Here is a 17693-nt window from a genome sequence, read left to right on the forward strand (position 1 = left end):
AAAAAGGTACATTCTATCCTTATGGCTTTTTAAAAACTAACTCAAACGTATCTGCCAAATCAATACTAAAAATAACCCAATTCGATTCATTATCGATATATGAGTATAATGAATTATGAGTCTTAAGCCTATCATCCAAAGCTGAAGAAAGAAGAGTCCGCCTATCATTTTTACCAGTATAAGAAATATCTGCAGTATTATTATGAAAAACTCCATTTAAACTCATTTTAGTTTTATCTTCATATGTAGACTCTTGGCCCATACCATAAAGCCCGAGCCCACTTTTCACAGATACTACATGTTCCCATTCAGCTTTTATTCTATTATCTTCCGATAGTACTTCTAAAATAATTCCATTGGAGTCTACCCATTTACCCAAAAAAGGATTCTCATTCATATTTCTATCTTCGTAGTATGCTGTCACATATTTATGAACATGTTGCTTAACTTCATACCCCCTTTTCTTATACAATTCCCATTGTTTATTTTCATTTTCAACAGATTTATCTATTGCTGACATTAACGCATGATTACTCTTATGGGGATTAGGACTGGCTAAACCTTTTTTCGCCATATCCCTTGCGTGATCAATAAACCCGGCATTCAAATATTTATATCCCAGATTGGCAAATGAAAGAGAATTTTGTTGCTCAATTGATTTAAAATAACTTTCAATTGCTTTATTCTTTAATGCCACCTGATCACAACTTACACCAAAATTATTCAATGCATTCTCACTTTTTGATTTAAATTCAGTCAACAAACTATAGTTATACAGAGCAAGTGATTCAACGTTTGCTTCACTTTGTGAATATGCAGTTGAAAACAGATCTTCAACATCATTGGAATTGATATCAAGCTTCTTTTCAAGACAAAAAGCACTTAAAACGGAATTACCAATCTTACCCTCGACTTCAGCAAGGACTTTATAAATACGACTTTTCTCACTATCATTTTCAATACAAATCAACCTTTCTATTAGTAAGTCATGAGCACTATAGTAATCATTCGTTTTCATCAAAGAATTGGCTAAAGACACAGTCAAAGAAGTAATTACATTTGGATCATTCACATCTTGAAGAACTTTAGAAACTACATCACGCTCTCTTTTATAATCTTCTACTTGCCTATAACACTCGCTCCACCATGTAGCCACTGTTTGTCTTTCAACATCTGTATACGACTCAGCATACATTTTCTCAAAAGACTCAATAACAGCATGTCTTTTACCACTTACAAATAACTGACTCCAAAAATACCCTTTTAAGAACTTAATATCTTCACCTTTCACTGAGGCAATAAATGAATCAAACGCCTTTTCTGCTTCAAAGGCACCATCATCCTTAATCATCCTGCAAAACTCAAAAACTTTTTCCCATGGATTTTCAGGATCTCCGCTATCAGCTATCGGTTCCACCTTATGATCTTGTTCAGGCATCGCAATCTGCTCACCCCGATCAGTAACGTCAACTTCTGCAAGTACATGATCTTCAGACTCTAGCTCAACCCCTAAGGCTTTTACTTTCTTTAGTTTGCTAAAAAAGTCACACCACGAAGAACGAAAAATAATAGCAATTGCTATCACAATCAAAAGCACTGTTCCGGGCCATACGAACAAAGCTAAAATTTTTATATTTTCTTCTGACATTGAGCCTCCAAGAGCATTAATAAATATAAAACATTTTCTTTTTTGCTCTCAAATGAATAATTTATCAAGACAAACCCATCAATCCCACTCCCCCATAGACACAATCCCCCCACAATGGCAGAATAGCACCTAAAACCATACTACCCTGCCACCATAACCAATAGGGGGATTACCTATGGGCCAGACAGTTATCCAGCATTTGCTTGAACGGCTGAAAGAAATCGGAATAACGGATATTTTCGGGGTTCCGGGCGATTATTCCTTCCCGGTGAATGATGCCTTCTGCACAGATTCAGACTTCAACTGGATCGGCTGCTGCAACGAACTCAACGCCGCATATGCAGCAGACGGTTACGCCCGCATCAAAGGTAAATCCGCTGTCTGTACTACCTACGGCGTTGGTGAACTCAGCGCCATTAACGGCATTGCCGGATGCTATGCTGAGAACCTGCCTGTCTTCCATATTGTGGGCATTCCCAAATGCTCGGTGCAGCGCAACGGCAACCTTATCCACCATTCACTAGGTAACGGTGAATTCGACCTCTTTTATAAAATGACCCAGCCTGTGGTCTGCGCCAGTACCATCCTTACTGCGGAAAATACCGTGGCAGAGGTGGAACGCTGCATTAACGCCGCGCTGACCAAGAAACAGCCCGTCTATATTGCGGTGCCTGCGGATGAAGCGCTCAAGAAACTGGGCTGCACCAAACCACATACCCTGCCCGTGCCTGTCAGCGATCAGGACACCCTTGATACGGTCATTCCTTTGATAATCGAGAGGCTGGAAAATGCTGAAAGTGCCATCGCTATGGTCGGTGCCCTTATCGGACGCTATGAGCTGCACGAACCCATGCTCGAATTCATCGATAAATCAGGCATCCCGTTCACTTCCATGTTCATGGCTAAGGGTACGCTCTCCGAAACGCATCCTAATTTTATCGGGGTCTATAACGGGCGCATTCTTGATGAGAAGGTGCAAAAAACCGTTGAATCTGCTGATCTGGTGGTCAGCTTCGGTACTATCCGCTCAGACATCAACACAGGTGCGTTTACCGTAAACATCAGGCCGAATCATGAAATCAAAATTCACCCTGACCGCGTCTGCATCGGGCATGCGGTTTACCATAATGTGCTGCTGGAAGACGTATTGCACGAACTGTCAGCGCGCATCGGGAACCTATCCCTGCCAATCCTCATGACTCCGCAGGGCCTCGGTGAACCAGTGGGGGCAGCTGATGATGAAATCACTGCGGACTCGCTTTACCCACGCATCGAACGCTTTTTTGCGGCGAATGACATCATCATGGGTGAGACCGGAACGCCTTCAATGGGGCTGGTCAATGCCCGCCTACCCAAGGATGCGGTCTTCTTCAACCAGACCCTCTGGGGCTCCATCGGATGGGGTACTCCGGCAGCTTTCGGGGCAGCACTTGCCGCGCCTGATCGCCGTACCTTACTGATCACCGGAGAAGGAGCGCACCAGATGACCGCACAGGAAATCTGCCAGTTTGCTCGCTTCAAGCTCAAGCCCATAATCATCTGCGTGAATAACGACGGCTACCTTATTGAACGGCTGCTCTGCGAAGATCCCTACATATATTATAATGATCTGGCCCAGTGGAACTACAGCAAACTGCCTGAGGCATTCGGTATGGACGGCTGGTTCAGCGCAAAGGTGACCACCAACCGCGAACTGGACGAGGCATTGCAAAAAGCCGCTGCTGCTGACAACGGTTGTTACATTGAAGTAGTGACCGGAATGATGGAAAGCCCGAAGATGGGGCGTGTCCTGAACGAAATTGTTGTAAAAGGACCGGGCTGGAAGGCTTAATTTTAAGAGCTGATACCTAACCCATAAGAAAGGGCCGTACATGTTGATTCATATACGGCCCTTATGATTTTCCTGACTCTTAACTTTCCCCGAAGCTCTTGGACTTCCAGGGAAAAATCTCCTCCGCTCTTGTGCGGGCATCCTGCTCAACCTTGTTGAACCACTCTAGATACTTGTCGCGCACAAGACGCCCGGCCTCGGTCAGACGGTAACCGCTGCGCCTGCTGCCTGCCCGTTCCATGAGCTGGAATCCCAGAACCTGCTCGGTCTGTTTGATCTTACCCCAAGCAGCGCGGTAGGACATGCCCAGCTCTTCGGATGCTTTTTTAAGCGATCCGCAGGTTTCAATCTTATCCAGCAAAAGCAGTCTGCCGTAACCGAAGAACACCCCCTCGCCTCCCTCCAGCCAGAGATGCAGCCGGATTGTTGGATTGTGGGTATCCATCTGGACCAAAGCCGCGGTTGAACCCAATTCGGGCGGGTCGATGTTCTTGTTCATACTCGCCTCCTATTTTCCAAAAGGACATTTGGGGAAAGTGCAAACCTTGCATTCCATACAGTATCCGCCGTCAGCAAGTGCGGCGAGATCACTGCGGGTGATATCCTGCCCTGCAATCACCTTGGGAAGTACAAGGTCTAAGCTGGTTGTCTTGAAAAAAAGCGCACAGGCCGGAACACCGATAACCCTTGCTTTGCCAGCCTTAGCTAACAGCAACATAGTGCCGGGGAGTACCGGAGCACCATACAGGAGGTCGGATACTCCGGCATCCACCAGGCCGTGGCGGGTCACGTCATCAGGATCAACAGACATTCCGGCGGTTGTGATGAGCAGGTCACAACCTTCTTTCATGAGAGAAAGGGCCGCGTCGCGGATTTCTTCACGATTGTCCGGTTTGATGACAGAGCGGACAACTTCGCAGCCCAATGCCTGCACCTTTGCGGTGATGACAGACTCAAATTTATCGTCAATCAGGCCGTTGAAAACTTCATCCCCGGTGATCAGGATTCCGACCTTCTTACGTTGCAGGGGAAGAACCTTGAACAGCGGATCGCCGTTCAGCGCAGAAACAGCGCGGGAAAAATTCTCGCGGGAAAGGTAGAGCGGAATGGCCCGTGTTCCGGCAATACGTGTGCCTTCTTTGACCAGAGTGCCACTCTTACGGGCCGCAACCATCACATCTGGAACGAGGTTAAAACGGTTCATCATTTCAAGATCACTGACCAGAATCCCGTCATGTTCGGCAAGCAAAGTGACCTTGCCTTCCTTGGGCTCGCCGTCGGGACAGATTCCGTCCCCGGCCATGATGCGACCAAATGTCCGGGCAGCCTCGTTCTCGTGCACCCACTCCCCTTCGGGAATATCGCCCTCATCCACATAAATGTGGTTCTTGCCGATCATCTGTAATCTACAGATATCGTGGGCAGTGAAATCATGATCCTTGCGGAATTCAGGTCCCTTGCTTTCTCCGGGAACAATACGGGTCATGTCGTGAACTGCGGTCTTGCCTTCAGCTTCATCCACCGGGACAACTTTGAGTCCTTCAGGCAGCTTAGCTGTGGAAGCCTTGAGTCCGGCATCGCGACTGGCGTACGGACTTTCTCCCTGACAGCTTCTACAGATAGCCCCGAAAGAACCGGGATACGCATCGCCGCATATGGGACAGGTAGTGATTCCGCCCTTGCTGCGCTTGATCATCGCTTCCGGTTTGATCTGCACAGCCTCGATGGAACAGAAAGAGGCTCCGGCTTCTCGGATTTCGGCATGAAGCTTTACTGAATCCTGTTCATGCTTTGGACGTCTTTTAAAAAACCATGATTCAGTTTCCGGCCAGTCTTTAAGCTTCTCGGGGTCTACCCGGATGCGCACACCCTCGCCAGTGTACTTATCGTAGAGAGACAGGGCATAGACCCCGAGATTCTTAACTCGCAACCAGCCGTTTCCTGTGCTGCACAAAGTCAGCATCTGCACGGCATCCGGTAGGCACCACGAAGTCTCGGAAATTGCATCGAAAAGTGTTCCTTCAGGAAGATGCTTGCGGGCCTCCTCCATCATATAGCCACCGAGGATAAGTCCCGGCGCAGGGCTGCCGTGAAATCTGCGGGCAGCTTCAATAAATTCATCATATGTATACGGACCTATGGAATCATCGCGGACCGGTGTGTTTTCCTGACAGATAGAGGCTTCAAGATTCATATTCTCTCCATATTCTAAAAACTTTAATTATGCCCTATAGGACACAATTAAAGAAAGCAGGAGCGAACTTCAAAAGAGATGGGATTAAGTACGGTTTGGAACAAATTGTTTTTATTATTATATATCAGCATCTTATAGTAGCAGTTTCATACCACAGCAGTAGAGAAAAGATTTTTATTTATAGCTTTAATCAAATAAATCAACATCAATTAGATCGAACTAACCTATTAATCATAAAGATTTTTCCGGTCCATAATACTGAAAAAAACCATATATGTTAAAATAAACCATTTACTGAGATCGTAAATTCTACCGCGCGCATAGCGTCCTTCTATCTTTAATAGATCACCATCGCAGTTAAGAATCACAAAAGCCAATCATAAACTCATCAAGTCATTTCAAAAACCAATTGGACGCAACAATAGTTCTGTGATCATTTAGCTCGGGAAATTATGACCTTACAAGATAAAATGAACTAACATTCACTTTTAAATAAAGGATGAAGCCGTGAACTTGAAGCCGTTCATTTCTTTTTCTGAATATAGTCTGGCAGAGCTTGAAGACTGGAAAGATCAAGGGAAAAAAGTTGCCGGGGTCTACTGTATTTATGCTCCTGATGAACTTATCCGTGCAGCAGGAATTGCTCCGGTAAGTCTTTGCGGAAAAAAGCAGGCACCAATTAAGGAAGCTGAACGGGAGCTTCCGGCCAGTTTATGTCCGCTCATAAAATCCAGTTACGGCTATGCCGCCACAGATACCTGCCCATTTTTCGGATTCTCAGACATCATCGTCGCCGAGACCACTTGTGACGGCAAAAAGAAAATGTATGAGCTGATGAAAGCCATCAAACCGCTTCATCTCATGCAACTTCCGCATACCCAGAAAGGGGAAGCCCCCTTCCAATACTGGCTGGCATCCTTGCATGAACTTGAAGATTTTCTCGTCAAATATTCCGGCGTAGAAGTTACCGAAGAAGCCCTGCACGCTGAAATCGTCCTGCAAAACAAAATCCGCAAGGAACTCTATGAACTGTTGGTTCTCTGCGCGGACAAACGTTCTCCGCTCACCGCCCGCGACATGCTCGCAGTGCAGGAAAGCAAAAGCTTCGCAGTGCATCCCGAAAATTACCTGCAAAAATTACAGACCCTGCGTACTGAGGTTGATGAATATCTGAGCCGCCCGAACCTGCCGGAAAAGAAAGGCGTGCGCATAATGCTTACCGGATGCCCGGTAGGTAAAGGATCTGAAAAAGCAATTACCATCACCGAAGAACTGGGTGCACACGTGGTCTGCATGGAGAACTGTTCCGGGCTTAAGGGCCTGACTCTTCAGGTGGATGAGACAGGAAATCCCTACGAAGCAATCGCCCGTCGTTACCTACAGGTTCCCTGCTCCTGCATGAGCCCCAACCCCGGCAGACTGGATTCCATCAAAGAGATGGCCAAAACCTTTGAAATAGACGCAATTATCGATCTCACATGGCTGGGCTGCCATACCTACAATGCAGAATCCACTATTCTGCGTAATTTCGTGGAGGACGAAATAGGTCTGCCATTCCTGCACATTGAGACCGACTATTCCGAATCAGACATTGAGCAACTACGGACCCGCATTGAAGCGTTTGTAGAGCTTGCTGAATAAACAATTCAAGGAGACAAGGATGAACGTTAAAGGATTTTTCAACAAAGGATTTATGATCCTCGCGGCACTGCTGCTGGCTTGCAGCTTCAGCGCCGGAGCTGCGCATGCTGCGAAGAGCAAACTTCCCAGCCTGTACATGGGTTACATTTTCACCACCCATCACACCCCGATCATGGTGGCGGCAATCAAGGGCAAGGAATTTCAGAATTCCGGTGCTTATCTGGAAGAAATGGTTCCCAAGCAGAAGTTCAAGCTCATGAACGCTGAAGGCAAGCCTTTGGCTGTCATCAACCTGATTGTATCCAAGAGCGGTTCCGAAACATCCACCCTGTTCGCCATGAACCGTCTGGACCTCGGCCTTGCTTCAAGCACCGCTTTCATGAGCGGAATCGACAAGGGAACCAAAATGAAAATCGTCTGCCCCCTGCACGTGGACGGCATGAGCATGGTTTTCCCGGAAGGCAGCAAGGTCAATGGTTATGAAGACGTAGCCGCAGCAATCAAAGCTTCCAAAACACCTTTCAAAATCGGCTACCACTCCCCCACCAGTGCACCGCGCATCGCTTTTGAAGGGGCTCTATACAATGCCGGATTCAAAGTTACCGGTAACCCCAACGATGCAGAAGCCGACATCCTCATGGTTGACCTCAAGTCCACCTCCAACCTTATTCCGGCACTGCTCAGCAAGCAGGTTGACTGCTGGGTCGGACCTGCTCCTCATCCCGTTGTTGCCGAGCACAAACACGTTGGTCACATCGGTCTTGATTCCCGCGATCTGCCTCCGGCAGGTGCATGGACTGATTTCCCCTGCTGCGTAATGGGTGCCAGCGAACAGATCATCGCCAATCAGCCTGAAGTTGTGCAGGCCATGACCGATCTCATGACCGCTGCTTCCAAGTGGAGCAATGCCAATAAAAAAGAAACCGCTGCTATCTCCGCCAAATGGATCGGAGTTCCTGCTGAAGCAGTAGAGAAATCCACCATCATCTACACCACCGATCCTACCGAAAACTGGATCAAAGGTGAGGCTAAGTTTATCGCCATGCTTAACAACATGAACAAATTCAAAGGCACAATGAAAGACGCGGATATCACTGCCGCAAAGCCCATTTTGTTCGATTTCTCTTTTATAGAAAAAAGCTTGAAGAAATAATTTAAGAGGCCTCCGGCTGCCCTGCCGGGGGCCTTAAACCCTTTTCCAAAAGGGTTTAAGAATCCCAAAACGTTTTAATAAATTAGCTTTGTCATGCAACGGACAAATTTGCGTGAACGATAATACGCAAGCCCTACTAAAAGTTTTTGAAGAGTCCAGAGAAACTTTTTCCAAAAAGTTTCTCTGGTCCCCGAAGGGCCGCCGGAGGCTTTCCATATGAAAACACGTACTTTGTCACTTACACTTCCTATTATGGCTCCGGCTTTGCTGGCTGTAGTCTGGATCGGCCTTGCCCGCGAGATCGGCAATCAGGTCATTCTACCCGGTATAGAGCAGGTCGGTCATATCGTATTCAATCCCACAGAAGACCTGATCAGCATGGGGTCTCTGGCTGGCAATGTGCTGGTCAGCCTTGTGCGGGTAATCATGGGCTATACTTTGGCTGCTGCTGTAGCCATCCCGCTTGGGGTGGTCATGGGATATTACGGGGTGGTGTTTAAATTTTTCAACGGCTTCCTGAACCTGTTCCGGCCCATCCCGCCCTTAGCATGGGTTCCGCTGGTCATGGCATGGTTCGGTATTTCCAGCCTTGCGACACTAAGCGGTGTGGAAACAGGTCAGCTGTATATCTATCTGGACAACATCAAATTCTCCATGCTGTTCATTATCTTCATCGGAGCATTCTTCCCCATCCTGACCTCGACCATTCACGGAGTGCGTAACGTTAATAAAACGCTGATTGATTCCGCACGGGTTCTCGGTGCAAATGAACAACAGATTTTCCGCAAAGTCCTGCTCCCTGCGGCAATGCCTTCCATCATTACCGGAATGCGCATCGGGCTTGGTATTGCATGGATGTGCCTTGTTTCCGCTGAGATGCTTCCCGGATCACTTTCCGGCATCGGCTACATGATCACCCATGCTTTCACGCTGGCCTCCACGGATATCGTCATTGCCGGAATGATTTCCATCGGCGCGGTAGGAGCTGCAATGGACGCGGTATTCCGCCACATTGAACACAAACACTTTTCATGGCGCAGGCAGGCGGGCTAAATGAATCAAGAAATGGAACAAGTCATAGAAATCGACAGACTGAGCAAAGAGTACACCACCGGAACAGGAAATACAGTTCTGGCTGTAGACGGTGTCAGCCTGCAAATTCCCCGCAACTCCTTTACCTGCATAGTCGGGCCTTCCGGCTGTGGTAAATCGACCATTCTACGCATAGCTGCGGGACTGGAAAAAAGTTCTTCCGGCACAGTTCATTACAATGGAACTGCGGTCAGCAAGCCTTGTGCGGAAATCGGTCTTGTCTTTCAGGAATACTCGCTATTCCCGTGGCTGAGTGTGCTCGATAATGTTGCTTCCGGACCGGAATTAGCCGGAGTGGATAAGGATAAGCGGTACGAAGATGCCCAACGATACATCCGCATGGTCAACATGATAGATTTCAAGGATGCCTATCCCCATGAGCTTTCCGGCGGCATGCGCCAAAGGGTTGCTATTGCCCGTGCCCTTGCCAATGAACCGGATGTCCTGCTCATGGACGAACCCTTCGGGGCACTGGATGCACATACCCGTATCCTGCTGCAGAAGGAACTTCTTAAAGTCTGGGAAATGACCCGGAAAACAATCGTGCTGGTCACCCACTCTGTTGATGAAGCTATATACTTGGCAGACCGTATAGTAATTATGTCCAGCCGTCCCGGCCGCATACGTAAAGTGCTTGAAGTGGACATGGAACGTCCCCGCAGCCGGGCCATACCTGAATTCGGAGAGTTGACTGATTATATTTTAAAAGAGCTGGAGCATTAACCTCAAAAAAAAGAATAGGAAAAAAGGAGTTAGCATGAAAAAAATTTACAGTATTTTCCTCTCCATAATGATTATTTTAAGCTCTGTTGGAGCATGGGCTGCAGAATATACGCAAATAGACACTGTTGAAGCAGGTAAACTGCTTAGAAAGGATGGAGTTTCTTTTGTAGACACAAGGTCCCCCGATGCTTTCAACGGTTGGGCGCTCAAAGGCGAAAAAAGAGGCGGCCATATCCCGCTGGCAACCAACCTCTCTGCTTCTTGGATCACCCGCGATCTTAAAAGGACACCGGAAGTCACCGCTTCCAAAGGTTTGGACAAAGCCGCTATTGTCGTTGTTTACGGTGATGAGGCGAAAGAAAACACTATTGTAGCTGATTACCTCGTTAAAGCGGGAGTTAAGCCAGAAGCAATCAGGATTTACAAGGACAACTACAAAACTTGGGCAGCAGGCGAATTACCGGTCAGTCACCTGCGCCATTATGAAAGCATCGTCCCGGCTTCATGGCTCAAGGAACAACTTGATTCCAATAAAGCCATCGTAATTGAAGCTGCATGGGGCAAAGGCAAAAAATTTAACGAAGCACACATCCCCGGTGCGGTTCATCTGAATACGGACCTGCTTGAGTCGGAAAAAACGAACTGGAATTTATTGCCAGATTCAGAAATCGTCGCCAACCTGTTAAAACACGGCGTAACTGCAGACAAAACCGCAATTGTTTACGGTGAAGTAGGCATTGATGCTGCGCGTGCGGCTATTGCCATGATGAAAGTAGGTGTGCGCGATGTACGCATGCTTAACGGCGGACTGGATGCATGGCGCAGTGCCGGATATCCTTTGGAATCAGGAGCTGTAACTCCTGTTCCCGCAGAAAATTTCGGTAATGCCCAGCCTAGGAAAAATCTGGTTATCAATACACCTGAAGCCAAAAGAATCCTTAAAGATCCTAATGCAGAACTGGTCTCAATCCGCTCCTGGCCTGAATATATCGGAGAAACAAGCGGGTACAGCTACATCAAGCCCAAAGGCCGTATTCCCGGCGCTGTCTGGGGGCACTGCGGTTCAGATGCATACAATGTTGACGACTTCAGAAACCCTGACAACACAATGCGCGATTACCACGAGATCGAACACATCTGGGCGCAATGGGGCATAACCCCGGACAAGGAAGTTTCTTTTTACTGCGGAACCGGATGGCGGGCAGCGGAGACTCTTTTCTATGCTCTGGCCATTGGATTTGACAAAGCCACCCTGTATGATGACGGCTGGTTTATCTGGTCCATGGACCCCAAAAATCCCATTGCCACAGGCGATCCTAAGTGATCAAGCGATCTGTAATTATTGGGAGGATGATGATCGGCATAGGACTGAGCATGATCATCCTCTCCTGCTGTGCATATTACTTCTCTGAAAACAGCATGGGAGTGGCCCGCGATCTTGCAGTTCGAAACAGAGCCCTGAACGACATTCTTGAATTACCACTCTTCCAATGGGGAGAAAGAATAATCGCAGTACTCTGCCTGCTTGAGTTGTTACGTAAAGCGAAAACAACAACCGTAACCTCACTCTTAGGAATAGCATTCAGCATCGCATGGATTTGGATGAGCAACGGAGAACATGGGCTTGCCCTCGCAGCGCCATGGATGCATCTCAGCCTGATCATTCTAAGCCTTGGATGCGTGTTAACGACTATCCGGCTACAAACAAAACAACAATAAAAACAAATTTAATGCCCCGGTCTTCTCTAGACCGGGGCATTAAATTTTTTATAGACAGGTCTCTTGATTTTTATCCTCCGTCCCCATAGTAAAACCGGAAATACAAACCCATAATCATCAGAGATAAATATCATGCAAATCTGGGTCGACGCCGACGCCTGTCCCAAGGCCGTAAAGGAAATACTATTCAAAACCGCCATGCGCCGGGAAGTAAAACTTACCCTAGTGGCCAACCAGTATATGACTATTCCCACATCACCTTTCATTAATATGATCAAGGTCGGTTCCGGATTCGATGTCGCTGACAATGAAATAGTTAAGCTATGCAGTGACGGCGATCTGGTAATTACCGCAGACATCCCGCTGGCGGACAAGATTGTTGAGAAAGGCGCAACAGGTCTAAATCCACGCGGCGAGCTTTACACCGAAGACAACATCAAGGGTATACTTAGCATGCGCAACCTTATGGAAGAGCTGCGCAGTGCAGGAACAGTTTCAGGCGGTCCAGCCGCATTCAGTGCCAAAGACAAGCAGAATTTTACAAACCAGCTGGATAAATTCCTGACCCACAGCTTGAACCGGATTTAACAAAACATAAAAATATTCCTGTAAATATATACATCGCCTCCCTAAATCTGCTAAGCTTAGTATGAAAACCATGCTCTGATTATCGGATACGCAAGGGAGGCCAGTATGACCGATCTCCATTTCTCTGACCAAAAGACAGCTGAAAGACATCAACTGGAAAAGCTGAACCAGATTCTGGGCACTGCCGTTAAGGCTCCTTTTTATAAAAGACTTTACCAAGATATCGAATTGCCCCTTAGAAGTCTGGATGAGCTCAAGCAGATTCCGATTATTGATAAGCAGACCCTTTGTACAGAAGGGGAAACCTGCAAAAAGTCCCTTTACACCCGCACCACCGGGGGATTCTATAAGTTTTCCACCGGAGGCACTTCCGGCAGGATGAGTTTTGCCCGCTACGGTCTGGATGAATTTCAGGAAGTATGCAATGGAGCGGCCTATGGTCTAAAGGCTTGCGGGATAACTCCTGACGATCTGGTAGCCAACTGCATAAGGGCCGGAGCTTTCTGGAACGGATTCCTGATCAGCTACCGCGCCCTTGAGATAATCGGCTGCAACATACTGCCCATCACAGACAACCAGCCGGTAGAACGAACCCTTGATTATCTGGAAATGATGAGCCCGAACACCCTTTTCGGAATATCCCCCACACTGGTCCAGATTGCTCAAGCAGCCACACGGCGCGGCCTGAAGCTCGATATTGAAAAAGTAGCCTTCGCCTCCACGCCTCTGACCACGGAACAGGAAAGCTACCTTGCCTCGGTTTGGCCGAATGCTTCTTTTCATTCTGCCGGATACGGAGCAGCCGAAGTAGGCCCTATCGGCTTCCAATGTGAATACTGTACCGGAACAGAGCATCACATCCTGCAACCGCACTGCATTGTGGAACAGGATGATGACGGAAGCATCATTTCCACCTCCCTGATCAGAACCCTGCAACCTGCCATCCGAATGAAGGTTGGTGACAATGTCGAATGGGTAGATACGAAGTGCCCCTGCGGCAGGACCAGTCCACGCTTCAGATTGTTACAACGCTCCGATGAAATAATCGAATTTCAGTACGATTCCATGTCACTGGATCAGATTGATTCCTGTCTGGGTAATTTCAAAGAACTGACTCCGGTCTTTCAAATACGGCTGGACCTGAATGGAGAAGAAACGGACATAATTATACGTGTGGAAGCTGCTGACGGAGATGCTGTGGATGACTACCAGCTCAGCTCTAATGTCTATGAATGCATGACAAATAAAATCCCGGCAGTAGGCGCCAACCGTAAGAAAAACAGCATCAGAGCCTTCAAGATTCTGGTTGTACCCTCCGGCGGCATACAGAGGGTGGAAACCACGGGTAAGATCAGAAGGGTTATTGATAAGCGGTTCATGTAATTTTAAACTAAAACCCAAAGCCCCTCTTTACCGGAACAGATAAGGAGGGGCTTTGCTATGGTGAAAGTATTATTTCAATTCGTCGCATCCAATCCCTGCGCCATCATCAGTTTGAACAGCAATTCTATGAACTTGCCGGAAACAACATCCGGCAACGCAAAAAGCGGCAGCTTTCCATCCTGCATGGTTCCGGTACAGGCAAGCCATATTTCATTGGAAATTCTATTCAAACCGGGCATAAGCTCCTCGCGCCACAGCCGCCCGTTTTCTGAAGTATCCAACCCGAAGGCCCGACATTGAAGGGGGCGATAATCAAAGAGGCGGCATTTGCCTTCCTCCAGCAACGGACAAATTGAATCCACACCGGAAAGACAGAATCCGGCTTCGTTATCGCTGGAAATTTCACGCATAGCCAGCCGCTCAGCACGAGCGGTAGCGACAGCTTTTTCAATGACGGCCAAACGATCATCGTGAGTCAGCTCAAGATTCACACAATGGCTCAAATGCAGGGCCTCAGCCAGAGTCATTCTAAGCGGAGTCCGGCAACAACGATCATGATTAAGACCACATTGCTTGAGATCTTGCATCCTTGCTGCCCGCTGCTCAACTTTACCAGCCAATTCCAAGTAATCATTGAAAAATGGAGAGAGATCAACTTTACGCTTAAATTCAACACAGGGGGTTCGTGCGGTAAGTTTTCCACTTTTGCGGCCATACTTGCGAATGGTCCACCACTGAGAAAAATTGGCTGGTTTTGAGCGTAATGCCTTCATTTTCCGTCCGGCCAGTTTGTGCCCCAGACCTCGCCGCAATAGATATGCATTAAGCACGGTCCCGGTCCTGCCGATGCCATGACGGCAATGAATTAAAACCTTCTTGCCCAGATAAATTGACTCGTCCAGCCACTCAAGAGCCTTTTCCAGCTCCACCAGCTCCGGGGCCTCCTCATCTTCAAGGGGCAAATAATAGACCTCGAACCCTGCCCCCTGTTCAATCTCATGCAGATCGCAAAATTCACCACAAAGATTAATGATCCCGTCAATTCCCTGCGCTTTGAGGGAATCCAACTGGGCATGACTCATGGGGGCGCACCCCACAGCAAGCTGATCGGTCACCCAGCAGGGGGTATAGGCCTGACAGCTATTCTCCTCAGACATCAATTCCCTCCGCTACGGTCACAAATTTTGCCAACTCCGCATCCACCTGACCGGAATTTTCCAACCTCATATCCATCAGTCGAGTCACAGCCATAAGATATCCCAGAACAGCGAGTTGTTTTGCCGTATCCTTTAAATTCAAGCGGGAACTGAAGGCTAGCAACATATCTCCACGAATTTCAGTTTCAAGTCCATAATGTTCAAGAGCCTTACTAATGAACTCCAACCGCAAAATCCGGTTATCAAATCCGGCTCCACCGCCCTTAAAACGGAATTTTATATAATTATGACCGGAAACAGGTCCGCACAAAGAATCAATTTCAGAGAAATGATAACCGAAACGAACCAGCAAATGCATATAATCTTCTGCCAGCAGACCGTAGCTGGCGAGCAGTTTGGAATCCTTACTGAAAATTCCTGCGGACATACGATCAAATTCCTCCCAGTCCACATGAGTCATTTCCTCTGGCCAGTCCACCCGCTCATCGGAAAGACCCTTCCAGAATACCTGCATGGGAAAACTTTTAATTTCATCAGGAGAGACTTCCTTTTTTTGCTCAACAGTAGAATCAAGGCCCCGCTCCAAATCAATCAGGTATATCACCAACGGCAGGGAGGTCTGCAGCCGTTTTGAATTTCCCATGCCCAGACCGCGCTTATCCACCAGAGAAAACATTTCCTGCACTGCCATTTCATGACAGTACCGAATTAAATCATGCATGGATTTACAACCCGAAGGACTGAAATTTTCTGCGTTCGGGTCAACTAAATTCAGATGAACCAGCAGCGGAGCCATATCCTTGTATAAATCAAGGATACGTTGCGGAACCTGCGAATCATTGCAGCTACGGGTCAACACACTCTCTATGCAACCTTCATAGACAGCTCCGGCTGTTCCATCCACAGTAATCAACTGGCCCGGTTCAAAACGGTTCAACACATCACCCACCAGCACAGGAATTCCCATTTCCCTTGCAACAGACCCGAAATGACTGGCCCTGCTTCCGGCAACGGAGAGCACACCATTCATCTTTGCGGCAAAAGTCAACAAGGAAGGCTTCAAAGCCGGAGTGACCACGATGGCCCCTTCAGGGATTCGAGCTATCTCTTCACCACTGCGGGCAAAATAAACTTTACCGCACCCAGCTCCGCCAGCAGCACGCTCTAAACCTTCAATTAGCGGCATTGCTGCTATGGGCGCAAATTCTCGGACCTGCCCCGCCGTTTCCTGCTGCAAGGGCCGTGTCTGAAGAATATGGAACTGACCTTCCTGATCCAAAGCCCATTCCATATCCTGCGGACAACCGAACTGTTCTTCCAGCTTCAAAGCGCATTTAGCCAACTGAATAAGCATCCGTTCATCAGGCAATGCAGCACGATCAAAGGCACAATCACTGACCAGTCGAGGCTCACGGTCCCGGAACAACGACCCTTTAACCGGAACAACGCTGCCATCAACAAGGGACGCACCCAATCCCGAAACCCCGTAAATCCCGACACTATCCCGACTGAGACAATCAGGGTCCAAGGAATAAACAACCCCGGAACTGCGGGCGTCTATCATAGGCACAATAAGTACAGCCATTGCAGTATCATTATCGGTCAAACCATTGGAAATACGGTAAGAAACAGCACGTGGACAATACTTCCCAGCCAAAACCCGCTTATATGCTTCGAGAACATCATCTGGATGCACATCAAGTTCGCTTGCATATTGTCCGGCAAATGAAATTTCACTGTCCTCGGCCAAAGCACTGGAACGCACCGCCAGTCTGCCGGTACCGTCAAGATAGGTAGCAAGACCCTGCTTTATCTCTGTAGAAACTTTGGGGGGGACTTCTCCAGCGAGGAAAAGCTCTTGAAGTTCGAGGGTTAAGGATGAAAGCAGGCGAACATTACCGACCTCCATCAGACAAAGCCTCTTGTTCACAGCCTCGCGTAAATTGTTATGCTCCAGAAAAGCATGAAAAGCATTAGCAGTTACCACAAAACCGGGAAGAGCCTCTACGTGTCCCAACCCGTGCACACGTCCCAAGTTGGCTCCCTTTCCCCCAGCTAACTCAGGACATTCACCCGCAGCAGCAAGAGGGACCGAGTACGGTGGGCCGGGATTAGGAGCAGGCATGGCAACTGCGTTGCGTACTTTTAAATTGATACGCTGAAATTCTTCCATCAAATCTTTGAATTTATGGGGATGCATCTCCTGTAATTCCTCAACCATTCCATACACGGCCTGCGATATCTGGGCTTGAAGGCAATTAGCCTGCATCCGGTCTGATAGATTTCTGCCGTAGAACAACTCTTCAAGGTCAGCAACAAGATCAAGAGCTTGCGAGTCGCATTCCAGCAGAATTTTGAATGCTTCATACTTACGTTGTTGCAAAGATCTCGGGGCAAGAAAGGTTTCAGCCCAATATTTCAAACTTTTAAGAGGAAGCATCGACTCTCCGAAACATATGTGGTTTCATTTTTATGTTTTACGAACAGATTATCTTATTACAATAAAAAATCACAGTCCGGAAAATCCATTCCAACAATATATTTTATTTCAATCCCATCATCGG

General features: G+C 47.7%; 14 protein-coding genes. 9 read left to right on the plus strand and 5 right to left on the minus strand.

Translation table 11 applies throughout. From position 1 onward, the window contains the following. Window positions 1-19: 19 nt before the first annotated feature. On the minus strand, window positions 20-1648 hold the full coding sequence (locus ACNI23_RS08835; RefSeq protein WP_420248023.1) for a hypothetical protein: 1629 nt from the start codon (window positions 1646-1648) through the stop codon (window positions 20-22). Window positions 1649-1823: 175 nt separating this feature from the next. On the opposite strand from ACNI23_RS08835, the gene ACNI23_RS08840 reads away from it, so the two are divergent. Then, complete coding sequence (locus tag ACNI23_RS08840; protein ID WP_420248025.1) at window positions 1824-3479, plus strand: alpha-keto acid decarboxylase family protein; 1656 nt, start codon at window positions 1824-1826, stop codon at window positions 3477-3479. 79 nt (window positions 3480-3558) lie between these two features. Here ACNI23_RS08840 and ACNI23_RS08845 read toward each other — a convergent pair whose 3' ends face one another. Beyond that, window positions 3559-3978 carry a winged helix-turn-helix domain-containing protein gene (locus ACNI23_RS08845; RefSeq protein ID WP_320174903.1) on the minus strand — a complete coding sequence of 140 codons (420 nt, stop codon included), beginning with the start codon at window positions 3976-3978 and terminating at the stop codon, window positions 3559-3561. Window positions 3979-3987: 9 nt separating this feature from the next. Next, window positions 3988-5673: an FmdE family protein gene (locus ACNI23_RS08850; protein WP_420248027.1), complete on the minus strand. Its 1686-nt coding sequence runs from the start codon at window positions 5671-5673 to the stop codon at window positions 3988-3990. A gap of 507 nt (window positions 5674-6180) precedes the next feature. Between ACNI23_RS08850 and ACNI23_RS08855 the strand changes: the two genes are divergently transcribed. From ACNI23_RS08855 to ACNI23_RS08890, 8 genes are all read left to right on the plus strand, one after another. After that, window positions 6181-7314 (plus strand): double-cubane-cluster-containing anaerobic reductase, encoded by a 1134-nt coding sequence (locus ACNI23_RS08855; protein ID WP_420248028.1) that lies wholly within the window; start codon window positions 6181-6183, stop codon window positions 7312-7314. A 19-nt stretch (window positions 7315-7333) separates the two neighbouring features. Then, window positions 7334-8467 carry a CmpA/NrtA family ABC transporter substrate-binding protein gene (locus tag ACNI23_RS08860; RefSeq protein WP_420248029.1) on the plus strand — a complete coding sequence of 378 codons (1134 nt, stop codon included), beginning with the start codon at window positions 7334-7336 and terminating at the stop codon, window positions 8465-8467. Between the two features lie 216 nt (window positions 8468-8683). Next, window positions 8684-9520: an ABC transporter permease gene (locus tag ACNI23_RS08865; RefSeq protein WP_420248031.1), complete on the plus strand. Its 837-nt coding sequence runs from the start codon at window positions 8684-8686 to the stop codon at window positions 9518-9520. After that, window positions 9521-10282 (plus strand): ABC transporter ATP-binding protein, encoded by a 762-nt coding sequence (locus ACNI23_RS08870; RefSeq protein WP_420248033.1) that lies wholly within the window; start codon window positions 9521-9523, stop codon window positions 10280-10282. Between the two features lie 34 nt (window positions 10283-10316). Next, window positions 10317-11606 (plus strand): sulfurtransferase, encoded by a 1290-nt coding sequence (locus ACNI23_RS08875; RefSeq protein ID WP_420248035.1) that lies wholly within the window; start codon window positions 10317-10319, stop codon window positions 11604-11606. Further along, window positions 11603-12001 carry a hypothetical protein gene (locus ACNI23_RS08880; protein WP_420248037.1) on the plus strand — a complete coding sequence of 133 codons (399 nt, stop codon included), beginning with the start codon at window positions 11603-11605 and terminating at the stop codon, window positions 11999-12001. The genes ACNI23_RS08875 and ACNI23_RS08880 overlap by 4 nt, the downstream gene beginning before the upstream one ends. A gap of 132 nt (window positions 12002-12133) precedes the next feature. Next, the gene (locus ACNI23_RS08885; RefSeq protein WP_420248039.1) at window positions 12134-12589 is read left to right on the plus strand and encodes a YaiI/YqxD family protein; all 456 of its coding nucleotides are present in this window, start codon (window positions 12134-12136) and stop codon (window positions 12587-12589) included. 105 nt (window positions 12590-12694) lie between these two features. After that, entirely contained in the window at window positions 12695-13972 is a 1278-nt protein-coding gene (locus tag ACNI23_RS08890; protein ID WP_420248041.1) for a phenylacetate--CoA ligase family protein, read from the plus strand. Between the two features lie 74 nt (window positions 13973-14046). On the opposite strand, the gene ACNI23_RS08895 is transcribed toward ACNI23_RS08890, so the two are convergent. Together ACNI23_RS08895 and ACNI23_RS08900 are read right to left on the minus strand one after the other, a co-directional pair. Continuing rightward, complete coding sequence (locus ACNI23_RS08895; protein WP_420248043.1) at window positions 14047-15129, minus strand: protein-tyrosine phosphatase family protein; 1083 nt, start codon at window positions 15127-15129, stop codon at window positions 14047-14049. After that, complete coding sequence (locus ACNI23_RS08900) at window positions 15122-17569, minus strand: PEP/pyruvate-binding domain-containing protein (RefSeq protein ID WP_420248045.1); 2448 nt, start codon at window positions 17567-17569, stop codon at window positions 15122-15124. Before ACNI23_RS08900 ends, ACNI23_RS08895 begins: the two co-directional genes overlap by 8 nt. Window positions 17570-17693 lie beyond the last annotated feature (124 nt).

The sequence above is a fragment of the Maridesulfovibrio pacificus (SeqCode) genome, from assembly GCF_048612815.1.
Taxonomy (GTDB): Bacteria; Desulfobacterota; Desulfovibrionia; order Desulfovibrionales; family Desulfovibrionaceae; genus Maridesulfovibrio; species Maridesulfovibrio pacificus.